Annotated in this window: 16 protein-coding genes and 1 pseudogene; 7 read left to right on the forward strand and 10 right to left on the reverse strand. The window is 67.4% G+C overall.

The annotated features are described in order from the left end of the window. Nucleotides 1–655: 655 nt before the first annotated feature. The 9 genes from ACOJVU_RS05030 to ACOJVU_RS05070 form a co-directional block, all read right to left on the reverse strand. Nucleotides 656–3,739 carry a replicative DNA helicase gene (locus tag ACOJVU_RS05030; RefSeq protein ID WP_421528829.1) on the reverse strand — a complete coding sequence of 1,028 codons (3,084 nt, stop codon included), beginning with the start codon at nt 3,737–3,739 and terminating at the stop codon, nt 656–658. Between the two features lie 700 nt (nt 3,740–4,439). Next, nucleotides 4,440–4,898 carry a 50S ribosomal protein L9 gene (gene rplI, locus ACOJVU_RS05035; protein ID WP_421528783.1) on the reverse strand — a complete coding sequence of 153 codons (459 nt, stop codon included), beginning with the start codon at nt 4,896–4,898 and terminating at the stop codon, nt 4,440–4,442. 32 nt (nt 4,899–4,930) lie between these two features. Beyond that, nucleotides 4,931–5,185 carry a 30S ribosomal protein S18 gene (rpsR, locus tag ACOJVU_RS05040; protein WP_421528784.1) on the reverse strand — a complete coding sequence of 85 codons (255 nt, stop codon included), beginning with the start codon at nt 5,183–5,185 and terminating at the stop codon, nt 4,931–4,933. A 42-nt stretch (nt 5,186–5,227) separates the two neighbouring features. Continuing rightward, on the reverse strand, nt 5,228–5,776 hold the full coding sequence (locus ACOJVU_RS05045; RefSeq protein ID WP_421528785.1) for a single-stranded DNA-binding protein: 549 nt from the start codon (nt 5,774–5,776) through the stop codon (nt 5,228–5,230). Between the two features lie 101 nt (nt 5,777–5,877). Beyond that, nucleotides 5,878–6,168: a 30S ribosomal protein S6 gene (rpsF, locus tag ACOJVU_RS05050; protein WP_421528786.1), complete on the reverse strand. Its 291-nt coding sequence runs from the start codon at nt 6,166–6,168 to the stop codon at nt 5,878–5,880. A gap of 131 nt (nt 6,169–6,299) precedes the next feature. Continuing rightward, nucleotides 6,300–6,941, reverse strand: coding sequence for a DJ-1/PfpI family protein (locus ACOJVU_RS05055; RefSeq protein ID WP_421528787.1), 642 nt, complete (start codon nt 6,939–6,941; stop codon nt 6,300–6,302). Beyond that, nucleotides 6,938–8,587 carry a glycosyltransferase family 87 protein gene (locus ACOJVU_RS05060; RefSeq protein ID WP_421528788.1) on the reverse strand — a complete coding sequence of 550 codons (1,650 nt, stop codon included), beginning with the start codon at nt 8,585–8,587 and terminating at the stop codon, nt 6,938–6,940. The genes ACOJVU_RS05055 and ACOJVU_RS05060 overlap by 4 nt, the downstream gene beginning before the upstream one ends. Continuing rightward, on the reverse strand, nt 8,584–11,118 hold the full coding sequence (locus ACOJVU_RS05065) for a transglycosylase domain-containing protein (protein ID WP_421528789.1): 2,535 nt from the start codon (nt 11,116–11,118) through the stop codon (nt 8,584–8,586). Before ACOJVU_RS05065 ends, ACOJVU_RS05060 begins: the two co-directional genes overlap by 4 nt. Continuing rightward, the gene (locus ACOJVU_RS05070) at nt 11,111–11,536 is read right to left on the reverse strand and encodes a DUF5318 family protein (RefSeq protein WP_144954249.1); all 426 of its coding nucleotides are present in this window, start codon (nt 11,534–11,536) and stop codon (nt 11,111–11,113) included. The genes ACOJVU_RS05065 and ACOJVU_RS05070 overlap by 8 nt, the downstream gene beginning before the upstream one ends. A 284-nt stretch (nt 11,537–11,820) precedes the next feature. Between ACOJVU_RS05070 and ACOJVU_RS05075 the strand changes: the two genes are divergently transcribed. The 7 genes and pseudogenes from ACOJVU_RS05075 (at nt 11,821) to ACOJVU_RS05105 (ending at nt 17,108) form a co-directional block, all read left to right on the forward strand. Then, entirely contained in the window at nt 11,821–12,363 is a 543-nt protein-coding gene (locus ACOJVU_RS05075) for a PadR family transcriptional regulator (RefSeq protein ID WP_421528790.1), read from the forward strand. A 70-nt stretch (nt 12,364–12,433) separates the two neighbouring features. Then, a complete protein-coding gene (locus tag ACOJVU_RS05080) occupies nt 12,434–13,531 on the forward strand; it encodes an inositol-3-phosphate synthase (RefSeq protein WP_421528791.1) in 1,098 nt (365 codons plus the stop codon). A gap of 141 nt (nt 13,532–13,672) precedes the next feature. Then, the gene (locus ACOJVU_RS05085; protein ID WP_421528830.1) at nt 13,673–14,578 is read left to right on the forward strand and encodes an alpha/beta fold hydrolase; all 906 of its coding nucleotides are present in this window, start codon (nt 13,673–13,675) and stop codon (nt 14,576–14,578) included. A 16-nt stretch (nt 14,579–14,594) separates the two neighbouring features. Next, nucleotides 14,595–15,383, forward strand: coding sequence for an LLM class F420-dependent oxidoreductase (locus ACOJVU_RS05090; protein ID WP_421528792.1), 789 nt, complete (start codon nt 14,595–14,597; stop codon nt 15,381–15,383). Nucleotides 15,384–15,608: 225 nt separating this feature from the next. Beyond that, nucleotides 15,609–15,815 (forward strand): annotated as a pseudogene (locus tag ACOJVU_RS05095) (peptide ABC transporter ATP-binding protein); the annotation flags it as partial. A 69-nt stretch (nt 15,816–15,884) separates the two neighbouring features. Continuing rightward, nucleotides 15,885–16,388, forward strand: a complete 504-nt coding sequence (locus ACOJVU_RS05100) for a MarR family winged helix-turn-helix transcriptional regulator (protein WP_421528831.1) — start codon at nt 15,885–15,887, stop codon at nt 16,386–16,388. A 48-nt stretch (nt 16,389–16,436) separates the two neighbouring features. Beyond that, nucleotides 16,437–17,108, forward strand: coding sequence for an SDR family oxidoreductase (locus ACOJVU_RS05105; RefSeq protein WP_421528793.1), 672 nt, complete (start codon nt 16,437–16,439; stop codon nt 17,106–17,108). A gap of 6 nt (nt 17,109–17,114) precedes the next feature. Here the strand turns inward: ACOJVU_RS05105 and leuS are convergent, their stop codons facing one another. Further along, a complete protein-coding gene (gene leuS, locus ACOJVU_RS05110) occupies nt 17,115–20,009 on the reverse strand; it encodes a leucine--tRNA ligase (protein ID WP_421528794.1) in 2,895 nt (964 codons plus the stop codon). Nucleotides 20,010–20,158 lie beyond the last annotated feature (149 nt).

Here is a 20,158-nt window from a genome sequence, read left to right on the forward strand (position 1 = left end):
TCTATGTTGCGAGTATCTCTAGCAGTAGCCGCCGACAAAGATGCATCGGCTCGTTGTGTCGGCGGTGGCAGATAGCGTCAGCCGCGTGGAAAACACATGGGACACGCGCGACCGCCGCGTTCTCGAAGCCATTGTTGACATCACGGAGAGGGGCGACACCAATGCGGTTACGGCCGAACGCATTGCATCTCACACAGGTCTCGACGACACGACCGTCCAGGCTGCGCTGAGGGCGCTCAGTTCTGAAGATCCCCCCGTTCTTCGAAGCACAGGGCATTTGGGGCGGCGAAATCCTCCGAGCGTCCAACCCGACAGGGCACGCCCGCCGTGCTGTCGGTGAATGGCCGACTGCGGAGAGCTTGGCCAATCAGTTGATCGCCAGGATTGAGAGCGCGGCGGCTGACGAGTCCGACGAGGGCAAGCGCTCAAAACTGAACCAGCTCGCAGGGTTCTTTGCCACCGGGGGTCGTGATCTCCTAATCGACATCGCAGCTAAGGCGATCACTGGGGCATAAGGCTGCTTGCTTTTCGCCGGCGGCTAACGGCTTCGGCATCTCGCACGGTCCTCTGCCGCGCATGCCGCCAAATTCTCAGTTTCACTGCACAAGTGCAACGGAAGTGCAGTCAAAACTGAGAACCTACATAGACATCAGAATCACCTCGCCATGTTCGCAAACCGGGACAAATGCAGCTGGTGGGCGACGGTGACCGTCTTGGTGGGGCCGTTGCGGTGTTTGGCGAGGATGAAGTCGGCCTCTCCCCCGCGCGGGTCATCACGCTCGAAGGCGTCCGGCCGGTTCAGCAGGATCACCATGTCGGCATCTTGTTCAAGGCTATTATGGGCTGCGATCCCGTTAGCAACGAAATTGTGTGTACCGCTTACGGTTCCATCGTAGACGTCTTGTTCTCCGAGACTAGTAATCTCAACGACTGAATCCCAGAACACATCATTGGTAGCCAGATCATGAATGCAGTCGTCGCCTAGCAGAGCAGCGACCCGAGGCAATTTCAGTCGGCCAGGTGAATAGTTCCATTTCGACTCTCCAAACGGCGATCCTATAGCGCTCCCGAGGGCGCCATCCGTAATTCCTTTGGCAGCCATGGTCGCCCGTACGCTCGTCCAAACCTCCTTGGGTATGGTGTCCGCGCCCGGTCGCCGTGTTCGCAAGGTGAGCTGCTGGAGAACTTCCCGCGCCGCCATGCTCCGAGCCCCGTGGACGCCTGCCTTGGTGAGGAACGCCGTTTGGTTGGTCGAGCCGTCGATGCGTAAATGCCACCAGTCGCGATATCCCGCCTTGCGAGCCCGCGTAAGTCGGCTTTGTACGCCCAGCCGAAGCAGAAGTTGCGCGACGTCATCGATGAGACGCCGGCTGGTCGACGCGTAGTAGATACGCCCCTGGCCGGACTTATCGTCCCACCGCACCGACCCGTCCGCCGCCCACAGGTGCCGCAGGAACAGCGCAACTTGGTCATTGGGCGCGCGGAATACCGGCTCCGGAACGAACTTTTCGTGGCTGCGCTTCCCGAACAGCCCCAGGCCGTCCAACCACTCCGCGATCGGGTTGCGCTTGCCGTGGGTCAACCGCTCCGGCGCCGGCAGGCGCAGCGCGGTCACCCGTGCCGCCGGGTATTCGTCACGGATTGCCCGCACGCCGAAGTGGGCGGCGGCGATCGTCACCGCGCCGAGGTTCGCCGCGTCCACCGACGCGTAGCGGACCGGCTGGCGCTTCACGCACGATCCGTCGCCGATCATGTGGGCCAGCAGGATCAGCTCGGACTCGTCCATGCGCTGGGTGTCGACGGGCTCCGGGACACGCCGCGGCGCCGCGATGCGATCGCCAACCTGCAACTGCTCCAAGGGGGTCCAGCCGTCGAGCTTCATGAACGGATGGTTGCCGGTGGCCTCGACCTCGCGGCCCGAGGCCAACCGGAGCCGGAACACCTCTTTGTGCCCGCTGGGAAAGACGTTGGTCATCGGCCGGGCGACCATGCGCATCCGCTCGTCCAGCGACCACACCCACGGCCGCTCGCCGGTCCGCATGAGCTCACCGAAGGTGACCTCGGCGCCGGTGTCGGCGCGCAGGATTCGCGTGGCGGCGGTCAGGCATCCCGACTCGCGGAGGTCCGACAGCATCGGCTTCTTGTCGGTGCGCTGCTCGGGGCCACGGTTGAGCTGGCTGATCGCCACCACCGGCACCTCGAGCTCTTTGGCCAAGAGCTTCAGGTGCCGGGAGAATTCGGACACCTCGATCTGCCGGGACTCGACCTTCTTGCCCGACGTCATCAGCTGCAGGTAGTCCACCACGACCAGCTTGAGGTTGGCCTTCTGGCGCAGCCGGCGCGCCTTGGCGCGGATCTCCATCATGGTCAGGTTGGGCGAGTCGTCGATATACAGCGGCGCCTCACTGATCTCGCTCATCCGCCGCGCCAGCCGCGTCCAGTCGTCGTCGCTCATCCGGCCCGAACGCATGTCGGCCAGTTTGATCTTGGCCTCTGCCGACAGCAGCCGCATCACGATCTCGGACTTGCTCATCTCCAGAGAGAAGATGACGCTGGCCATGCGGTGCTTGATCGAGCACGAGCGCATGAAGTCCAGCCCCAGGGTGGAGTTGTGCGTCGGCACCAGGCCGCGGCCGGCCAGATACAGGTGCTCGGCGTTGTCCACCTGCACGCAGCGCACCGGGACGCTGTCCACCCGGCGCACCGACTCGATCTGCAGCACCGGAGCCAACAGCGCCGTCGTCGCCCGCGGCCCGGCGACACGGCGCGCCGAGCCGGCCGGCGCGATCGCGTCCCACCCACACCGCAACTGGGCTGAGGTCCGCACACCGCGAGTCGTCGGCCACTGGTGCGCGGCGTCGGCGACGATGACCGTGCCGTCGGAGAATTCGATCTCGTAGCACGGGTGGCCCAGCAGGATCTCCGTCGCGGCCACCACCCGCGTCGGTGACCCGTCGGCATCCAGCAGCTGATCCCCGACCGCGACGTCACCCATGGTCGTCCAGCCCGCCAGCGTCGCCAGCGGCGTGTCGAGGGCGAGCGCCTTGCCCACTCCAGGCCTGGCCGCCACGATGATCATCTGCCCCGGATGCAGGCCGTTGGTCACCTCGTCGAGTTCGGTGAACCCGGTCGGTACGCCGCGCGCGATACCGCCGTTGGAGGCGATGGCGTCGATCTCGTCCATCGTGGGCTGCAGCAGGTCTTCGAGCGCGACGAAGTCCTCCGACATCCGGCGCTCGGCGACGTCGTAGATCTCGGCCTGCGCCCGGTCGACGATCTCGGCGACGTCGGCGCCCTCGGCGCCGGCGTAGCCGTACTGCACCACCCGCGTCCCGGCCTCCACCAGCCGCCGCAGCAGCGCCTTCTCGGCCACGATTCCTGCGTAGTAGCCGGCGTTGGCTGCGGTGGGCACCGTCGAGATCAGCGTGTGCAGATACGGCGCCCCGCCGATGCGGCGCAACAGGCCGCGGCGGTCCAGCTCCGCGGCCACCGTCACCGCGTCGGCCGGTTCCCCGCGCCCGTAGAGATCGAGGATCGCGTCGTAGACGTTCTGGTGGGCGGGGCGGTAGAAGTCGCCGGGCCGCAGCCGCTCCAGCACGTCGGCGATCGCGTCCTTGCTCAGCAGCATCCCGCCCAACACCGACTGTTCGGCAGCCAGGTCCTGCGGGGGCTGACGACCGAAGTCCTCACTCGGCGGCGCGGACTCCGTGCCGGGCGCCAGGTCGTCGACGACCGCCATCGGGTGCATCCTCCTCTGACTCAAGTGCCCGAACGTATATTCGATAACCGGTATTCAGACCATAAGCCAGGGCACCGACACCTCCCGACCCGCAGCACCCGCAGCACCTCGTGCCGGGAGAACGGTAGACGTTGCTGGGGCGGACTGAAAGAGGCCGTTGTTCATAAGGCTGTGCATGGTATGTGCATATCCGTCGATACCTGTGTTGACCGGGGTGTGGAAAACCTGTGGATCACATCGGCGTGCTACGGCATCTCCGCAGATACGGGCCATACAACGCCATGCATGTGGTGTGGACAAGAATCCCATCGGCGTGTCGGGCCGGGTTACCGCCCCGGGCGTGTTGCCTTGCGGCCAGGTTTTCGCCTCATTACGAGGGGGTTACGGACCGCGCGCGGACATTACCCGGAAATAGTTCGCTGGAGCGATCTGCGCGAGCGCATCCACGGCCGAACGCGGGGTACGCAAAGCACAAATGCCTGCGCGAGCGGCCGGGCACGGCCGCTAGTGGTCTTGCTCGTTAAGTCGTCGGGCCCGTTCGCTGGGGTGTCGAGACTGCGGTGGCGGCGCCGTCGAGGCGAAAAAGGGAGCGCTGAACGCAGTCTCGACGCCGCCAGCGCAGCCTCGGCACCAGCGGCGTCTGGTAACAACCCTCCACGAACGTACGAACGAGACCACTAACGCAGGCAGGTGGGTGGAGCTAGCCCTGCGCGACGACCTCGAGTGCGAGGTCGACGTCGACCTCGGGATGCAGGTGCACCGACACCCGGTGGGTGCCGAGTGCCTTGATGTGCGATTTGGGCAGCCGGACGATCCGGCGGTCCAGGTTGGGCCCGCCGGCCTTCTTGATGGCCGCGACCACGTCGCCGGCGGTCACCGAGCCGAACAGCTTGCCGGAGTCGGCCGCGGTCTTCACCGGCAGCGAGACGGAGCCCAGCGCGGCGAGCGCGGACTTGAGCTCGGTGGCGTGGTCGCGGTCGCGCACCATCTTGGTCTCGCGGGCGCGGCGGATCTCGTCGGCCTGCTTCTGGGCGCCGCGCGAGGCGACGATCGCCAGGCCGCGCGGGAGCAGGAAGTTGCGGCCGTACCCGTCCTTGACCTCGACCGTGTCGCCGACGGTCCCCAGGTGGTCAACGTCAGCCGTCAGAATCAGCTTCATCGTCTTCGTACTTTCGGTTGAGCGTCCGGCGCTTATCGCGCCGAGGAGGTGAAGGGCAGCAGCGCGACCTCCCGGGCATTCTTCACCGCGATCGCGATGTCGCGCTGGTGCTGCACGCAGTTCCCGGTGACCCGGCGCGCCCGGATCTTGCCGCGCTCACTGATGTAGGTGCGCAGCAGCGTGGTGTCCTTGTAGTCGATCTGCTGGCCCTTCTTCGAGCAGAAGACGCACTTGCGTGCCTTGACCGGCTTCTCCGGAGCCGGGCGCCGCTTGTTGGACTTGGCCATGTGTGTTGCTCTTTCCGTTCTCGTGGGTGAAGTTCACGTGTTCTAGAAGGGCGGTTCGTCGTCGCCGCCGCCGAAGGAGCCCGACGCCGGGGCGCTGCCCCACGGGTCGTCGGCCGGTGCGCCGCCCGCTTGCGGGGCAGCCTGCCGCGATCCGCCGCCGCCACCACTACCGGCACCACCGGCACCACCGGCACCGAAGCCGCCGCCCCCACCGCCACCACCACTGCGGCTGGCCTTGTTGACCTTGGCGGTGGCGTAGCGCAGCGACGGCCCGATCTCGTCGACCTCGACCTCGACCACGGTGCGCTTCTCGCCTTCTCGGGTCTCGAAGGACCGCTGCTTGAGCCGTCCGGTGACGATCACGCGAGCCCCGCGGGTCAGGCTCTCGGCGACGTTCTCGGCGGCCTCCCGCCAGACGTTGCACCGCAGGAACAGCGCCTCGCCGTCCTTCCACTCCCCGCTCTGGCGGTCATAGATCCTGGGTGTCGACGCCACGGTGAAATTCGCGACGGCGGCGCCTGAGGGCGTGAACCGCAACTCGGGATCAGCGGTCAGGTTTCCGACGACGGTGATAGTGGTGTCACCAGCCACAATTTCCTCCTGGGTCCGCTGCTGCGACGGTCGGTGTCATCAGCATGTTCTCGCGAAGCCTACGCAGCGACACCGACGGCGAACAGTCAGCGTTTGTCGAGTCAGTGCTTGTCGGTGCGCATCACCTTGGTGCGCAGCACCGATTCGTTGAGGCTCAGCTGGCGGTCGAGTTCGGACACCGTGGCCGGCGCGGCCTTGACGTCGATGACGGCGTAGATGCCCTCGGCGTGCTTGGCGATCTCGTAGGCGAGCCGGCGTCGGCCCCAGATGTCGACCTTGTCGACAGTGCCCCCGTCCTTGCGGACGACGTTGAGGAACGTCTCCAGCGACGGGGCCACGGTGCGTTCGTCGAGCGTGGGGTCAAGAATGACCATGATTTCGTAGGGACGCATGGAAACCTCACCACCTCCTCTGGTCTGTACGGCCACGGTCGTTCCGCGGCAGGAGAGTCGCCTGCGTCGGCAACCGCCCCAGGGTACCGGACGGTGGGCGGCCCCGGGAAATCCGGACGACGCGGCCGCATTCACTCCCTGACGCGCACGTACTCCACCGCCCTGGCGATCGTGGCCTCGTCGGCCTTGGCGAGCGAACCGGAGCCGAACGGCGGCTGCGGGTCGTATTCGATGAGCAGTTGCACGGCCTGCGCAGCCTCGCGGTCGACAAGCAGTTCGACCAGCCGCAGGGCCCTGCCGATACCGCCGGACACCCCCGCGGCGGTGATGATCCGCTGCGGCAGATGCTCGACGACGCGTTCGGCCACATAGTTTCCGCCCAACCCGTTGAGCACGTCGGCCGCGCCCCAATGGGTCGCCGCGGTCAGCCCGTCGAGCAGGCCCGCGGGCGCCAGCAGCAACGCGCCCGTGCACACCGATGTCGTCAACGTGGTGGTCCGGTGCACCGTATGCAGCCAGCCGCGCACCGTCTCGTCGTGGACGAACCTGCGGGTCCCCACGCCTCCGGGGAACACAACCACATCGGGCGCCGCGACCTCGTCGAAGGTTGCGTCACAGATGAGGCCCAGCATCCCGTTTTCCATCCGCACCTCCCCGCGGCGGTGCCCGACGAACACGATGTCGATCGACGGGACGCGCTGCAGCACCTCGTAGGGCCCCACCGCGTCGAGCGCGGTGAACCGGGGAAACAACGGGATTGCCACCTGCGTCATGCGTGCGTCCGGATGGTCGCCCCTTCGGTGTCGATATCCGCCGGCACCGACGACCGTCGCAGTCCGGCCGGGCGCAACCACTGCGGAAGCCAGCCGGGCGGGGCGTCGGGAGCCCGGTCGAACGACCCGCCCCCGGGGTCGTCCAGGCACCCGCCCATGCGCACCAGATCCTCGTCAGGCCGGTAGATCTGCCGGACCACCAGCGCGCACAACGCGAGCACCGCGACGTCGCGCAGCAGCACCGTCGTGGTGAACACCTGCTGTGGCAGCGACCGGTTCGGCTCGGAGTACAGGTAATACATCCGCGGCACCCAGACCAGCGCGTCGATGGTCATCCACGCCAGCAGGATCCGGCGGTGCGGCAACGCCAACACAGCCAGCGGCACCAGCCAGAGCGAGAACTGCGGGCTCCACACCTTGTTGGTCAGCAGGAACACCGCCACCACCAAGAACGCCGGCTGCGCCACCCGGGGCCGCCGCGGGGCGGTGAGCACGACGTAAGCGATTGCCGCACAACACAAAGCGAACGACACCGCGACGACGGTGTTCAGCACTGTGGGCGGCTGCCAGAAACCCAGGTGGGAATCGAAACCTCGCCACCCGGTGAACGACTTCACCACCGAGTACAGCGAATCTATGTCGTCGCCGCGGCGGGTGTTGAGCCGGAAGAACTCCGACCAGCCGCGCGGGAACAGCACCAGCACCGGCAGATTCACCAGTAGCCACGTCGCTGCGGCTGTCGCGGTGGTGCGAGTCCAGGCGCCGAGGCGCCCGGTCCGGATTCCCAGCGCCAGCATCGGGCCCAGCAACATCAGCGGATACAGCTTGGCCGCGGCGCCCAGCCCGATCAGGACCCCGGCGAGCACCGGTCGTCGCCGCGCCCAGGCCAGCAACCCGGCCATCGCCAAACCCGTTGCCAGGGCGTCGAAATTGGTGAAGACCTGGAAGACGACCAGCGGCGAGGCAGCCACCAGGGCCGCGTCCCAAATCCGGCGCCCGGCCAGGCCCGCGGTCGCCCAGACCGTCGCCAGCCAGGCCAGCGCCAGGCCGAAGGCCGCGACATCGAAGAACATCACCACCTCGGCGACAACCGGCAACGGCCCCAGCTTGCTGAGCGCGGTGTAGGTCTTGGCCAGCGCCATCGACCCGTACTGATAGAGCCCGGTCAGCACCGGATACTCCATGTACCGCACCGCGGGGCGACCGTCGTACTGCAGTTGCGGCGTGCCATCGGCGTCGGTCTCGACCCAACTCGACTTGTAGGGGAACTTGCCCTGGTCCAACAACTCCGCGCCGTAGAGCGGCACCGTGTCGGAATAGCACAGCTCGTAGTAGGCGCGCTGGTTGTCCCAGTTGGCCACCCGCTGATCCCCCGGCCCGGTGCCGTGGCTCTGCAGGCATGCCGCCTTGGTCGAATAGCCGAGCCCCAGAAACACCAGTGCGATGACGAACATCACCCGCAGCGGGGTCATCAGTCGGCTGCGTCCGATCAGCGCGTGCCGGCCCACCGGACCGCCGGCGACATCGGCGAAGGCGGCACCCAGAAAGTCGGTGCGGCTGGGACAATCGCGGGCGTCGAGGCTGCGCCGGTCGGCGGCCAGCGGTCCCGGCGAAATGGTGACGCTCTGCTCCGCGGCGCCGGTCATGGTGGCGGAGCTTGCGGGCCGCCGGGCGGCATGCCGCCCGGCGCGTTGTCCGGCGGCGGGGGCCCGATGGTGACCGTGGTGGGCGGTCCGATCGGGATGGTGATGCCCGGCGCGATCTCCACGGTGGGCTGGATGACCGTCTCCGAGGGCGGCGGGGGAGCCTCCGGGGGCGGTGGCGGTGCCGGCACACCCGCGTAGCCGCCGATCTCGGTCGGCTTGGGGAACGACTGGTTCGGGGTGCCCTTGAGCGCGCCGTCCATGGTCGCTTTCCAGATGTCCGCCGGCAGGCCCGACCCGTACACCGGCGCGCCCGAGGCGGTCACCAGTGGCTGGTCGCCCTTCGCGGTGCCGATCCAGACTGCCGTGGACAGCGATGGCGTGTAGCCCACCATCCAGGCGTCCTTGTCGGCCTTGGTGTCACCCAGTTGCGTGGTGCCCGTCTTCGCTGCCGACGGCCGCCCGCCCGCCAGGGTGTGGCCGCGCGAGTAGCCGGCGATCGGTTCCATCGCGGCGGTCACGTTGTCGGCGACGGCCTTGTCGATGCGCTTCTCGCCGCTGTTGTCGGAGTTGGCGGCGTCGAAGAGGACCTGACCGTCGGCGTTGACCACCTTCTGCACGAAATGTGGCCGGTGGTAGACGCCGGAGTCGGCCAGGGTCGCATACGCCGACGCCATGTCGATCGGCCGGGTTTCGTACTGGCCGAGCACGATCCCGTTGTTGGGCGGTCCGCCTTTGCCGTCCTCGGACAGCGTGTGTTCGACACCGGGGAAGCTCTTCGCGACCCCGGCCTGGTAGGCGGCCTCGGCGACGGCCTGCGGCCCGCCCTTGAGTTTGAGCATGAGCCGGTAGTAAGAGGTGTTCAGCGACTGCTTGAGCGCCTGGGCGATGTTGCAGGTCCCGCAGTTCTCGCCACCGACGTTGGTGATCTTGATGCCGTCGACCGTCAGCGGGGAGCTGTCCACCTGATAGCCCAGGCCGATGCCCTGCTCCAGCGCGGCGATCAGGCAGAAGACCTTGAACGACGAACCCGTCTGCAATCCGGCCTGGGCGAAGTCGAAACCGTTGGCGTCGGGGCCGCCGTAGTAGGCGCGGATCGCTCCGTCGTGCGGGTCGATCGACACCACGGCGGCCCGCATCTCGGGGTCCTGCCCCTTGAGGTACTTGGCCACCGCCTTCTCCGCGGCCTGCTGGGCCTTCGGTTCGATGGTGGTGGTGATCTGCAGCCCCTGGGTGTTCAGGGTCTGCTCGTCGATGTTGAACAGCTCCATCAGCTCTTTGGTCACTTGGCGCTCGATCAGCCCGTTGGGGCCGGTCGTCTGGTTCTCCGCGCGGGCCTGATCGGGCGGCACCGTCGTGGGAAAGACCTGCGCGGCGCGATCGCCCGGCGACAGCGCGTTGGTCTCCACCATGCCGTCGAGCACCCAGTTCCAGCGGGCCTTCGCCCCCTTGGGGTCGACGGCAGGGTCCAGCGTGGACGGCCGCCGGATCAGCGCGGCCAGCAGCGCCCCTTCGGAGACGGTGAGCTGCTCGACGGGCTTGTCGAAATACGCATCGGCAGCCGCCGAGATGCCGTAAGCACCCCGGCCGAAGTAGATGATGTTCAGGTAGGCCTGCAGGACGTCGTCCTTGGACCACTGCCCCGACATCTTCGTGGCGATGACCAGTTCCTTGGCCTTGCGCACCAGGCCGCTGACCCCATGCTGGGCCGAACCGACCAGCGCGTTCTTGACGTACTGCTGGGTGATCGTCGATCCGCCCTGCAGACCGCCGCTGCCGAACAGGTCGTGGTGGACCGCCCGCACGAAGGCGGTGAAGTCGAACCCGGGGTTGGAGTAGAAGTTGCGGTCCTCGGCGGCGATCACCGCCTGGCGCACGTGCACCGGCACCTGGTTGATGTTGACGTCAACCCGATTGCCTTCCGGGGGAACGATTCTGGCGATCTCCGAACCGTCGCTGGCCAATATGGTCGACACCTGGTTGGTCCGGATGTCACCCGGTCTGGGGATGTCGACGATGACGTACGCCATGGCAAACGTCACGAGCGGCAACAGCACCAGTACCGCGGCGGCGAGGTAAGCGGCCCGCCGCACCCAGCGCCAATTGACCCGCTCCGTCCAGCGCGAGCCGCGCCCCGGCCCGGAGGGGCGCTCCCCGGGTCCACCCGGCGAGTCCCGACGGGGCGATGGTGGGGGTCCGGACGCGGAGTGCCGCCCGGACGATGGGCGGCGCGACCGCCCGTCGAGCGCGGCCTTGACTTCCTCGATGGGATCTCGCTGCAGCGGCGCCGACGGCGGGTTGTCCAGCGCGGCCTTGACTTCCTCGATGGGGTCCGGCCGCCGCGGGGACCGATCGTCGGTGACGGGCGGCAGTATCGTCGTCAGCCGGTCATCGGGAGGAACGCGACGCCGCCGGTCGGGCACCGGACGGTCGGAGCCCTCGGGGTGGTCGGTGCTCAGGTACTCGCCGAAACGCTCAGTCCCCGACCCGTCCGCGTCGGTGGGCGACTGCTCGTTGCGGCCTTCTTTATTCAATGGCGGTGCGGGCGCCGTTGCGTGCCCTACGCGTTCCGCGGGTGCCTTTCGGTGGCCGCGTCGCGCCGAGCACGTACGACTTGACAAGGTGATTCCAGCTACAGGTGCGGCATACCTCGACCACGTGGACCTTGAACTCGTCGAAGCGGGTCGCCAGCAAGACCAGCTCTTCGGCCGTGCGGGCCGACCCCGACACTGCGCCCAGATGCTCGCCGAACACCCACGACACCAGCGTGAGCTGCTCCTTGCGGCAGATCGGGCACATCACCTGGCTCGGTTTCCCGTGAAACTTCGCGGCGCGCAACAGGTACGGGTTCGCGTCACAGACCTCGGAGACCCCCGTGCGGCCCGAGTAGACCTCGGCCAGCAGGGAACGGCGCCGAAGCGCATAGTCCACCACCTGTCGCTGCAGTCGCACGCCCACCAGCGTACGTCGCCACCGACCCCACTGATACGCGGCAAGCTGTCCTGCGGCGCGTTCGTCGGCCCGCGTCCGGCGCGTTGGATGGCAGTCGGTATGGGGCCCGAGCGCCTACGCCGGCGACCGAGCCTCACCGCCTACGGCGTGAACACCGGTCAAATGTCACCCCAATCGCAGGTGGTGCCGGGGCTAATGGGCGATGTTGTGGTGAATATATCGACGCGATAGGATCACGCGAGGCGTCGCGCCGTCGTAACCGAACATGCAGAGGAGGTGATGGGATGCTGGAGCTCGCCATTCTGGGCCTCCTGATCGAATCGCCGATGCATGGCTACGAATTGCGTAAACGGCTGACCGGCCTCCTCGGTGCGTTCCGGGCTTTCTCGTACGGTTCGCTCTACCCGGCGTTACGGCGCATGCAAGCCGACGGGTTGATCGCCGAGGATGCCACCCCGACCGGCACCCTGGTGCGGCGGGCTCGCCGGGTCTACCGACTCACCGACGAGGGTCGCCGACGCTTCGGGGAGCTGGTGGCCGACACCGGCCCGCACAACTACACCGACGACGGCTTCGGGGTTCACCTGGCGTTCTTCAATCGCACTCCGGCCGAGGCCCGGATGCGGATCCTGGAAGGCCGCCGCCGTCAGGTGGAGGAACGTCGCGAAGGCCTGCGCGAAGCCGTGGCACGGGCCGGCAGCTCGTTCGACCGCTATACCCGGCAGCTTCACCAACTCGGACTCGAGTCCAGCGAACGTGAGGTCAAGTGGCTCAACGAGCTCATCGCCGCCGAGCGGGCAGCGCCTGGTCTGTCCGAACACACGTAGTCCCTGCACGAAACACACGACAGCCGAGAGACCCGAGGCTCAAACAGTTATGAGGTTAGGAGAACGCTCTATGACCGAGCACAACCCGTCTGGGGCGCAGACAGAGGTGCGAGTCGCCATCGTCGGCGTCGGAAACTGCGCGTCGTCGCTGGTCCAGGGCGTCGAGTACTACCAGAACGCCGATGAGACGTCGGCGGTGCCCGGCCTCATGCACGTCCGGTTCGGCCCGTATCACGTGCGCGACGTGAAGTTCGTGGCCGCGTTCGACGTGGACGCCAAGAAGGTCGGCTTCGACGTCTCGGAGGCGATCTTCGCCTCCGAGAACAACACGATCAAGATCGCCGACGTGCCTCCCACCAATGTGGTGGTGCAGCGCGGCCCCACCCTCGACGGCATCGGCAAGTACTACGCCGACACCATCGAGCTGTCGGACGTCGAGCCCGTCGACGTCGTGCAGGTGCTCAAGGACGCCGACGTCGACGTCCTGGTGTCCTACCTGCCGGTGGGCTCGGAAGAGGCCGACAAGTTCTACGCCCAGTGCTGCATCGACGCCGGCGTGGCATTCGTGAACGCGCTGCCGGTGTTCATCGCTTCGGACCCGGTGTGGGCGAAGAAGTTCGCCGACGCCGGGGTGCCGATCGTGGGTGATGACATCAAGAGCCAGGTCGGTGCGACGATCACCCACCGGGTCATGGCCAAGCTGTTCGAGGACCGCGGTGTGCAATTGGACCGCACCATGCAGCTCAACGTGGGCGGCAACATGGACTTCCTCAACATGCTCGAGCGCGAGCGGCTGGAGTCCAAGAAGATCTCCAAGACCCAGGCCGTGACCTCCAACCTGCACCGGGAGTTCAACACCAAGGACGTCCACATCGGCCCGTCCGACCACGTCGGCTGGCTGGACGACCGCAAGTGGGCCTATGTGCGGCTGGAGGGCCGTGCCTTCGGCGACGTGCCGCTGAACCTCGAATACAAACTCGAGGTGTGGGACTCGCCGAACTCCGCGGGTGTGATCATCGACGCGGTGCGGGCGGCCAAGATCGCCAAGGACCGCGGCATCGGCGGCCCGGTGGTCCCCGCGTCGGCCTATCTGATGAAGAGCCCGCCGAAACAGCTGCCCGACGACGTGGCGCGCACCCAGCTCGAAGAGTTCATCATCGGCGGCTGACCTTTTCGGACCGCGAGCGTAACGTCACGGCGATTTTCACGACCGAGATTCGCCATGGCGTTACGCTCGCGGCGGTTGGCGCCGTACACCGTGCTGTGCGGTTGCCCTGGCCGGCGGGGTTAGTGTCAGACCGTGACCGAGATGTCCGAGGACGAACTGACCCGGCTGTCCGAGTTCTCCCTGCTGTCCGAGAACGCCGAACAGGCCGGCGTGGCCGGCCCACCGCTCGAAGTGGAGCGGGTCTACTCCGGCGTCGGCCACGACAGCGTCAGCGCGCTGCGCTGGGGCCGCACTCCCCCGCGGACCGTGTTCCTGCACGGCGGCGGGCAGAACGCCCATACCTGGGACACCGTGATCGTCGGCCTCGGCGAGCCCGCACTGGCCGTCGACCTGCCCGGTCACGGCCATTCCGCCTGGCGTGAGGACGGCGACTATTCGCCCCACAACAACGCAAAGAGCCTGCTGCCTATGCTGCGCGAGCACGCACCGGCGGCCGAACTCGTGGTCGGCATGTCACTGGGCGGGCTGACCGCGGTGCGGCTGGCGACGGTGGCGCCGGACCTGGTGAACGAACTCGTGTTGATCGACGTCACTCCGTCGGCGCTGCAACGTCATTCCGAGATGACAAAGGAGCAGCAGGGCACGGTGGCCCTGATGCACGGCGAACGGGAATTCCCCAGCTTCCAGGCCATGCTGGATCTGGCCGTCGCAGCCGCGCCGCACCGCGAGGTGAAGGCGTTGCGCCGCGGCGTGTTCCACAACTCGCGCCGGCTGGACAACGGCAACTGGACGTGGCGTTACGACGCCATCCGGGTGTTTCCCGACTTCGCCGGCCTCTGGGACGACGTCACCGCGCTGGAAGCACCCGTGACGCTGATTCGCGGCGGATCGTCGGGCTTCGTCAGCGACCAGGACGCGGCCGAACTCGGCAGGCGCGCGCGGCATTTCCGTGGCGCACACGTCGTCGCGGACTCCGGGCACTCGGTGCAGAGCGACCAGCCGCGCACGCTGATCGACCTGCTGCACGCGGTGCGGGGTACCCGCTGAGCCTACGGTGGATCCTATGAATCCCACTTTCCCGGTTCGCCTCGGCGTGCAGCTGCAGCCCCAGCACGCCCCCCACTACGGCCAGATCCGTGACGCCGTCCGCCGCTGCGAGGACATCGGTGTCGACGTCGCGTTCAACTGGGACCACTTCTTCCCCTTGTTCGGCGATCCCGACGGGGCCCACTTCGAATGCTGGACGATGCTGGGGGCTTGGGCCGAGCAGACGTCGCGGATCCAGATCGGTGCGCTGGTGACCTGCAACTCCTACCGCAACCCCGAATTGCTGGCCGATATGGCCCGCACCGTCGACCACGTCAGCGACGGCCGGCTCATCCTGGGCATCGGCTCGGGCTGGAAGCGAAAAGACTACGACGAGTACGGCTACGAATTCGGCACAGCCGGCAGCCGTCTCGACGACCTGGCGGACGCGCTGCCGCGGATCAAAGACCGGCTGGCCAAATTGAATCCGCGACCGAGCCGCGACATCCCGATCCTGATCGGCGGCGGCGGCGAGCGCAAGACGTTGCGGCTGGTCGCCCAGCACGCCGAGATCTGGCACAGTTTCACCGCCGCCGACGATTTCGCGGCGAAGTCCGACGTGCTAGCCCGGCACTGCGCCGACGTCGGCCGTGACCCGTCACGGATCGAACGCTCGGCCGCCGTCAACGGCGGCGGCAGGCTCGTCGCCGACGCCGAGGCACTGGTCGGACAGGGTGTCACGATGCTGACCGTCGGCTGCGACGGTCCGGACTACGACCTGAGCGCCGCCCAAGAGCTGTGCACGTGGCGCGATAGCCGGGGATAGGGACAAGATCGGGTTGTCGCCCTGCTCACGTATGAACTGGGCGACGGGGACGCTGTGCAGCGGCGGCCGCACGGCGATCGCCGTCGGCCCGGGCGCCCCACCCACCGCGTGCATCAACCGTTGCACGTGAGTGATCTTGTGTGGTCGCGCAACTTGCACCCCATCTCGGAGTTGTTCCCCGGCCAGGTGGTCGGTTCCCTTCCGCGCTTCACAGCCACCTGCCCCGTCAAGGGAGTGCTTGACCTGATCGCCGCCCTGGGAGCCGAGGGCATGACCATGGCCGTCGTCACCCACGAGATGGGCTTTGCCCGCTCCGCCTCCGACACTGTCGTTTTCGTGGATCACGGCACACCGGTGGAATCGGGTCCGTCCGGGCGGATAATTCAAGCCGCTCAGACCGAGCGCCTGCAGCGCTTCCTCGACCACGTTCTTTGGCGGTCTGAAAATAGTCGTTGTCAGCTGTCTCGTCGGCACGCCCCATCGGGTTACACTGGGCGGATTATGGCGGAAAGCGAGTCGACCGCGGCCGAGGTCACGGAGCTGGCGGAAGGTCTGCATCGCGCTCTGTCCAAACTTTTCTCGATCCTGCGCCGCGGCGACCCCAACACCGACACGACCGGTGATCTCACGCTGGCGCAGTTGTCGATCCTGGTGACGCTGCTGGACCGGGGTCCCATCCGCATGACCGACCTGGCCACGCACGAACGGGTCCGGACCCCCACCACGACGGTCGCGATCCGACGGCTGGAGAAGATCGGGCTGGTCGAGCGTTCTCGCGACCCATCGGACCTGCGGGCCGTACTCGTCGACATCACCCAGCGTGGACGGACAGTTCTCAGCGAATCGCTGGCCAACCGTCGCGCTGCCCTGGCCGCGATGCTCACCCAGCTGCCCGGATCGGACCTGAACACTCTCATGCGGGCACTGGCGCCGCTGGAGCGCCTGGCCTCCGGCGAGCCGGCGGCCAGCGCCGCAGGAGAGTCACCCGCACGCACACATGCCTGAAAAGTCCTGCTTTTCAACAATTCTCGGGCATCGCCTAAGCTCGAGAACATGCCCACTGCACTCATCACCGGCGCCGGCGGTGGAATCGGCTCGGCGATCGCCGCTGCGCTCGCCTCGACACACACCCTGCTGTTGGCCGGTCGGCCCTCCGACCGGCTCAACGCCGTCGCCGACCGGCTCGGCGCCACGACGTTGCCGCTCGACCTGACCGATCCCGACAGCATCGAATCCAGCCGCGAATCGCTCGACGAACTCGACGTGCTGATCCACAACGCCGGCGTATCCATTCCCGGCCACGTCGCCGATTCCGCCGTCGAGGAGTGGCGCGCCACCTTCGAGGTGAATGTCTTTGGCGCGGTAGCGCTGACCTTGACGGTGTTGCCGGCACTGCGACGCGCCCGCGGACAGGTGGTGTTCATCAATTCCGGCGCGGGGAAACGGGTTTCGCCGGGCATGGCCGCCTATGCGGCCAGCAAGTTCGCGCTGCGGGCATTCGCCGACTCCCTGCGGGAGGACGAGCCTGATCTCCGGGTGACCACGATCTTTCCCGGCCGCACCGACACCGAGATGCAGCGCGAACTCGTCGCGTTCGAGCGCGGCGAGTACGACACCGCCAATTTGCTGCGGCCCGAGACCGTCGCCGCGGCGGTCGCCGACGCGGTCGCGACGGCGCCCGACGGTCACCTCCACGAGGTGGTGCTGCGCCCGGCGCGACACTGACCGGCCTCAGATCACCAGGTTGACCAACCGGCCAGGGACCACGATCACCTTGCGGGGGGTGGCGCCGGCCAAAAACGCCCGCACCTTCTCGTCGGACAGCGCGGCGGCTTCCAGGGACCCGGCATCGGCGTCGGCGGCCACCACGACCCGTCCGCGCACCTTGCCGTTGACCTGCACCGGGTATTCCACAGTGTCGTCGACAAGATAGTCCGGGTCGGCCTGCGGGAACGGGCCGTGCGCCAGCGAGGCGCTGTGTCCCAGCCGCGACCACAGCTCCTCGGCCAGGTGCGGGGCCAGTGGCGCGAGCATCAAAACCAGCGGCTCGACGGCCGCCCGCGGCACCGAGACACGGTGCTCCTTGGTGAGGTGGTTGGTGTACTCGATGAGCTTGGCCGCAGCGGTGTTGTTGCGCAGTGCCGCATAGTCTTCGGCCACCCCCGCGATGGTGCGGTGCAGTACCCGCTGAGTTACGGGATCCAACTCGTGCGTGTCAGCAACGCGGCTCTCACCGGCGCCCTCGTCGACCACCAGCCGCCACACCCGCTGCAGGAAACGGTGCGCCCCGACGACGTCCTTGGTGGCCCAGGGCCGAGAGGCCTCCAGCGGACCCATCGACATCTCGTAGACGCGCAGCGTGTCCGCGCCATATTCGTCGCACATCTCATCGGGCGACACCGAATTCTTCAGGCTCTTGCCGATCTTGCCGAACTCCTGGAAGACCTCGATGTCGCCGCCGGGCGCCGCGTAGACGAAGCGCCCGTCGCGTTCGACCACCTCGTCGGCCGGAACGTAGGAACCACGGGCGTCGGTGTAGGCGAACGCCTGAATGTATCCCTGGTTGACCAGCCGTCGGTAGGGCTCCCGGGAGCTGACGTGACCCAGGTCGTAGAGGACCTTGTGCCAGAACCGCGCATACAGCAGGTGCAGCACCGCGTGTTCGGCTCCCCCGACGTACAAGTCGACGCCGCCGGGGTCATCCGGGCCGTGTTCGGCCGGCCGCGGGCCCATCCAGTAGGCCTCGTTCTCCTTGGCGCAGAACCGCTCCGAGTTGTGCGGGTCGATGTAGCGCAATTCGTACCAGGAGCTGCCCGCCCACTGCGGCATCACGTTGGTGTCGCGGCTGTAGGGCCGCAGCCCGTCGCCCAGATCGAGCTCGACGTGCACCCACTGCGTCGCCTTGGCCAGCGGCGGTGACGGCTCGCTGTCGGCGTCGTCGGGGTCGAACAGGACGGGCGAGTAGTCCGGCACGTCGGGCAGCTCGACGGGCAGGGCGGCCTCGTCGAGGGCATGCGGGCGTCCGTCGCCGTCGTAGACGATCGGGAAAGGCTCACCCCAGTACCGCTGGCGCGCGAAAAGCCAGTCTCGAAGCTTGAATTCGATACGGGCTCGGCCGCGGCCGTCGGACTCCAGGCGGGCGATCATCGCCTTTCTGGCTGCCGCGGTGCTCATGCCGTCGAGGAAGCCGGAGTTCACCAGCACCCCGTCGCCGGTGTGCGCTGCCTCCGAGACATCACCGCCTGCAATGACTTCCACGATCGGCAGGCGCAATGCGTGGGCGAAATCCCAGTCCCGCTGGTCGTGGCCGGGGACGGCCATGATCGCCCCGGTGCCGTAGCCGGCCAGCACATAGTCGGCAACGAAGACCGGCACCGGTTCGCCGTTGGCCGGGTTGGTCGCGTAAGCGCCGAGAAAAACGCCGGTCTTTTCCTTGTTCTCCTGACGCTCGAGGTCCGACTTGGCTGCGATCGCGTTCCGGTAGTCGGCGACCGCCTGCGTCGGCGTGCCGGCGCCGTAGGTCCAGGCGGGGTCTACCCCGTCCGGCCAGTCTGTCACGACCAGTCGGTCGACCAGCTCGTGCTCAGGCGCCAGCACCAGGTATGTGGCACCGAACAGCGTGTCGGGCCGCGTGGTGAACACCTCGATGTCCACGACCGAGCCGGCGTTGGTGACCGCCGAGAACAGTACCTGCGCACCGGTGGAACGGCCGATCCAGTTGCGCTGCATGGTCTTGACCTGATCCGGCCAGTCCAGCAGGTCCAGGTCGTCGAGCAGCCGGTCCGAGTAGGCGGTGATCCGCATCATCCACTGCCGCAATCGTTTCCGGAACACCGGGAAGTTTCCGCGGTCGCTGCGGCCTTCGGCGGTCACCTCTTCGTTGGCCAGCACCGTGCCCAGGCCGGGACACCAGTTCACCACCGAGTCGGCGCGGTACACCAATCGGTGGCCGTCGATCACGTCGGCGCGCTCCCCCGCCGACAACGCGGCCCAGTCCCGCCCGTCGTCGAGGCGGCGCGTACCGGCGTCGAATTCGGCGATCAGTTCACCGATCGGGCGGGCCTTGCCGGCGGCCGCGTCAAACCAGGCGTTGTAGATCTGCAGAAAGATCCACTGCGTCCATGTGTAGAACTCGACGTCGGTGGTGGAGAAGCTGCGCCGGCTGTCGTGGCCGAGCCCGAGCCGGCCCAGCTGGCGCCGGAAGTTCACGATGTTGGCCTCGGTCCGGGTTCTCGGATGGGTGCCGGTCTGCACCGCGTACTGCTCGGCCGGTAGCCCGAAGGCGTCAAACCCCAACGCGTGCAGCACATTATGGCCGGTCATTCGGAAATATCGAGCGTAGACATCGGTGGCGATGTAGCCCAGCGGGTGGCCGACATGCAGCCCCTCTCCCGACGGATACGGGAACATGTCCTGCACGAAAAGCTTGTCGCGGGGAATCGGCGCCCCCTCCGGCGGCGCAAGCGAACCCACCGGGTTGACGACGTTGAAAGTGCCCAGCCGCGCCCAGTTGTCCTGCCAGGTGCTTTCGATACGGCTCGCCAGCGCCGCGGTATAGCGGTGCGGCGGCGCGTCGGAGTCCGGCTGCGGGGCAACGCCGGGGGCGGCGGTCGGGGATTCGGTCACGCCAACAGGGTATAAGGACCGCCCCCGCGCCCCTGCCGGCCACGGGTTGGTCTCGATTCCGTTGCGCGGTGATCAGGGCTTCATCCCAGCTCTATTTCGGTCCTGTTCACCGCGTTTGACCACTGGATACAGTCAGCGACTAACGACCG

The sequence above is a fragment of the Mycobacterium sp. THU-M104 genome (assembly GCF_049197365.1).
Taxonomy (GTDB): domain Bacteria; phylum Actinomycetota; class Actinomycetes; order Mycobacteriales; family Mycobacteriaceae; genus Mycobacterium.

Excerpts from the sequence above, each read along its gene's own strand:
- ACOJVU_RS05030 (WP_421528829.1), bottom strand. The coding sequence starts at position 3,739 with ATGGCGGTCGTCGACGACCTGGCGCCCGGCACGGAGTCCGCGCCGCCG.
- rplI (WP_421528783.1), bottom strand. The coding sequence starts at position 4,898 with ATGAAGCTGATTCTGACGGCTGACGTTGACCACCTGGGGACCGTCGGC.
- rpsR (WP_421528784.1), bottom strand. The coding sequence starts at position 5,185 with ATGGCCAAGTCCAACAAGCGGCGCCCGGCTCCGGAGAAGCCGGTCAAG.
- rpsF (WP_421528786.1), bottom strand. The coding sequence starts at position 6,168 with ATGCGTCCCTACGAAATCATGGTCATTCTTGACCCCACGCTCGACGAA.
- ACOJVU_RS05055 (WP_421528787.1), bottom strand. The coding sequence starts at position 6,941 with ATGACGCAGGTGGCAATCCCGTTGTTTCCCCGGTTCACCGCGCTCGAC.
- ACOJVU_RS05060 (WP_421528788.1), bottom strand. The coding sequence starts at position 8,587 with ATGACCGGCGCCGCGGAGCAGAGCGTCACCATTTCGCCGGGACCGCTG.
- ACOJVU_RS05075 (WP_421528790.1), top strand. The coding sequence starts at position 11,821 with ATGCTGGAGCTCGCCATTCTGGGCCTCCTGATCGAATCGCCGATGCAT.
- ACOJVU_RS05080 (WP_421528791.1), top strand. The coding sequence starts at position 12,434 with ATGACCGAGCACAACCCGTCTGGGGCGCAGACAGAGGTGCGAGTCGCC.
- ACOJVU_RS05085 (WP_421528830.1), top strand. The coding sequence starts at position 13,673 with ATGTCCGAGGACGAACTGACCCGGCTGTCCGAGTTCTCCCTGCTGTCC.
- ACOJVU_RS05090 (WP_421528792.1), top strand. The coding sequence starts at position 14,595 with ATGAATCCCACTTTCCCGGTTCGCCTCGGCGTGCAGCTGCAGCCCCAG.
- ACOJVU_RS05100 (WP_421528831.1), top strand. The coding sequence starts at position 15,885 with ATGGCGGAAAGCGAGTCGACCGCGGCCGAGGTCACGGAGCTGGCGGAA.
- ACOJVU_RS05105 (WP_421528793.1), top strand. The coding sequence starts at position 16,437 with ATGCCCACTGCACTCATCACCGGCGCCGGCGGTGGAATCGGCTCGGCG.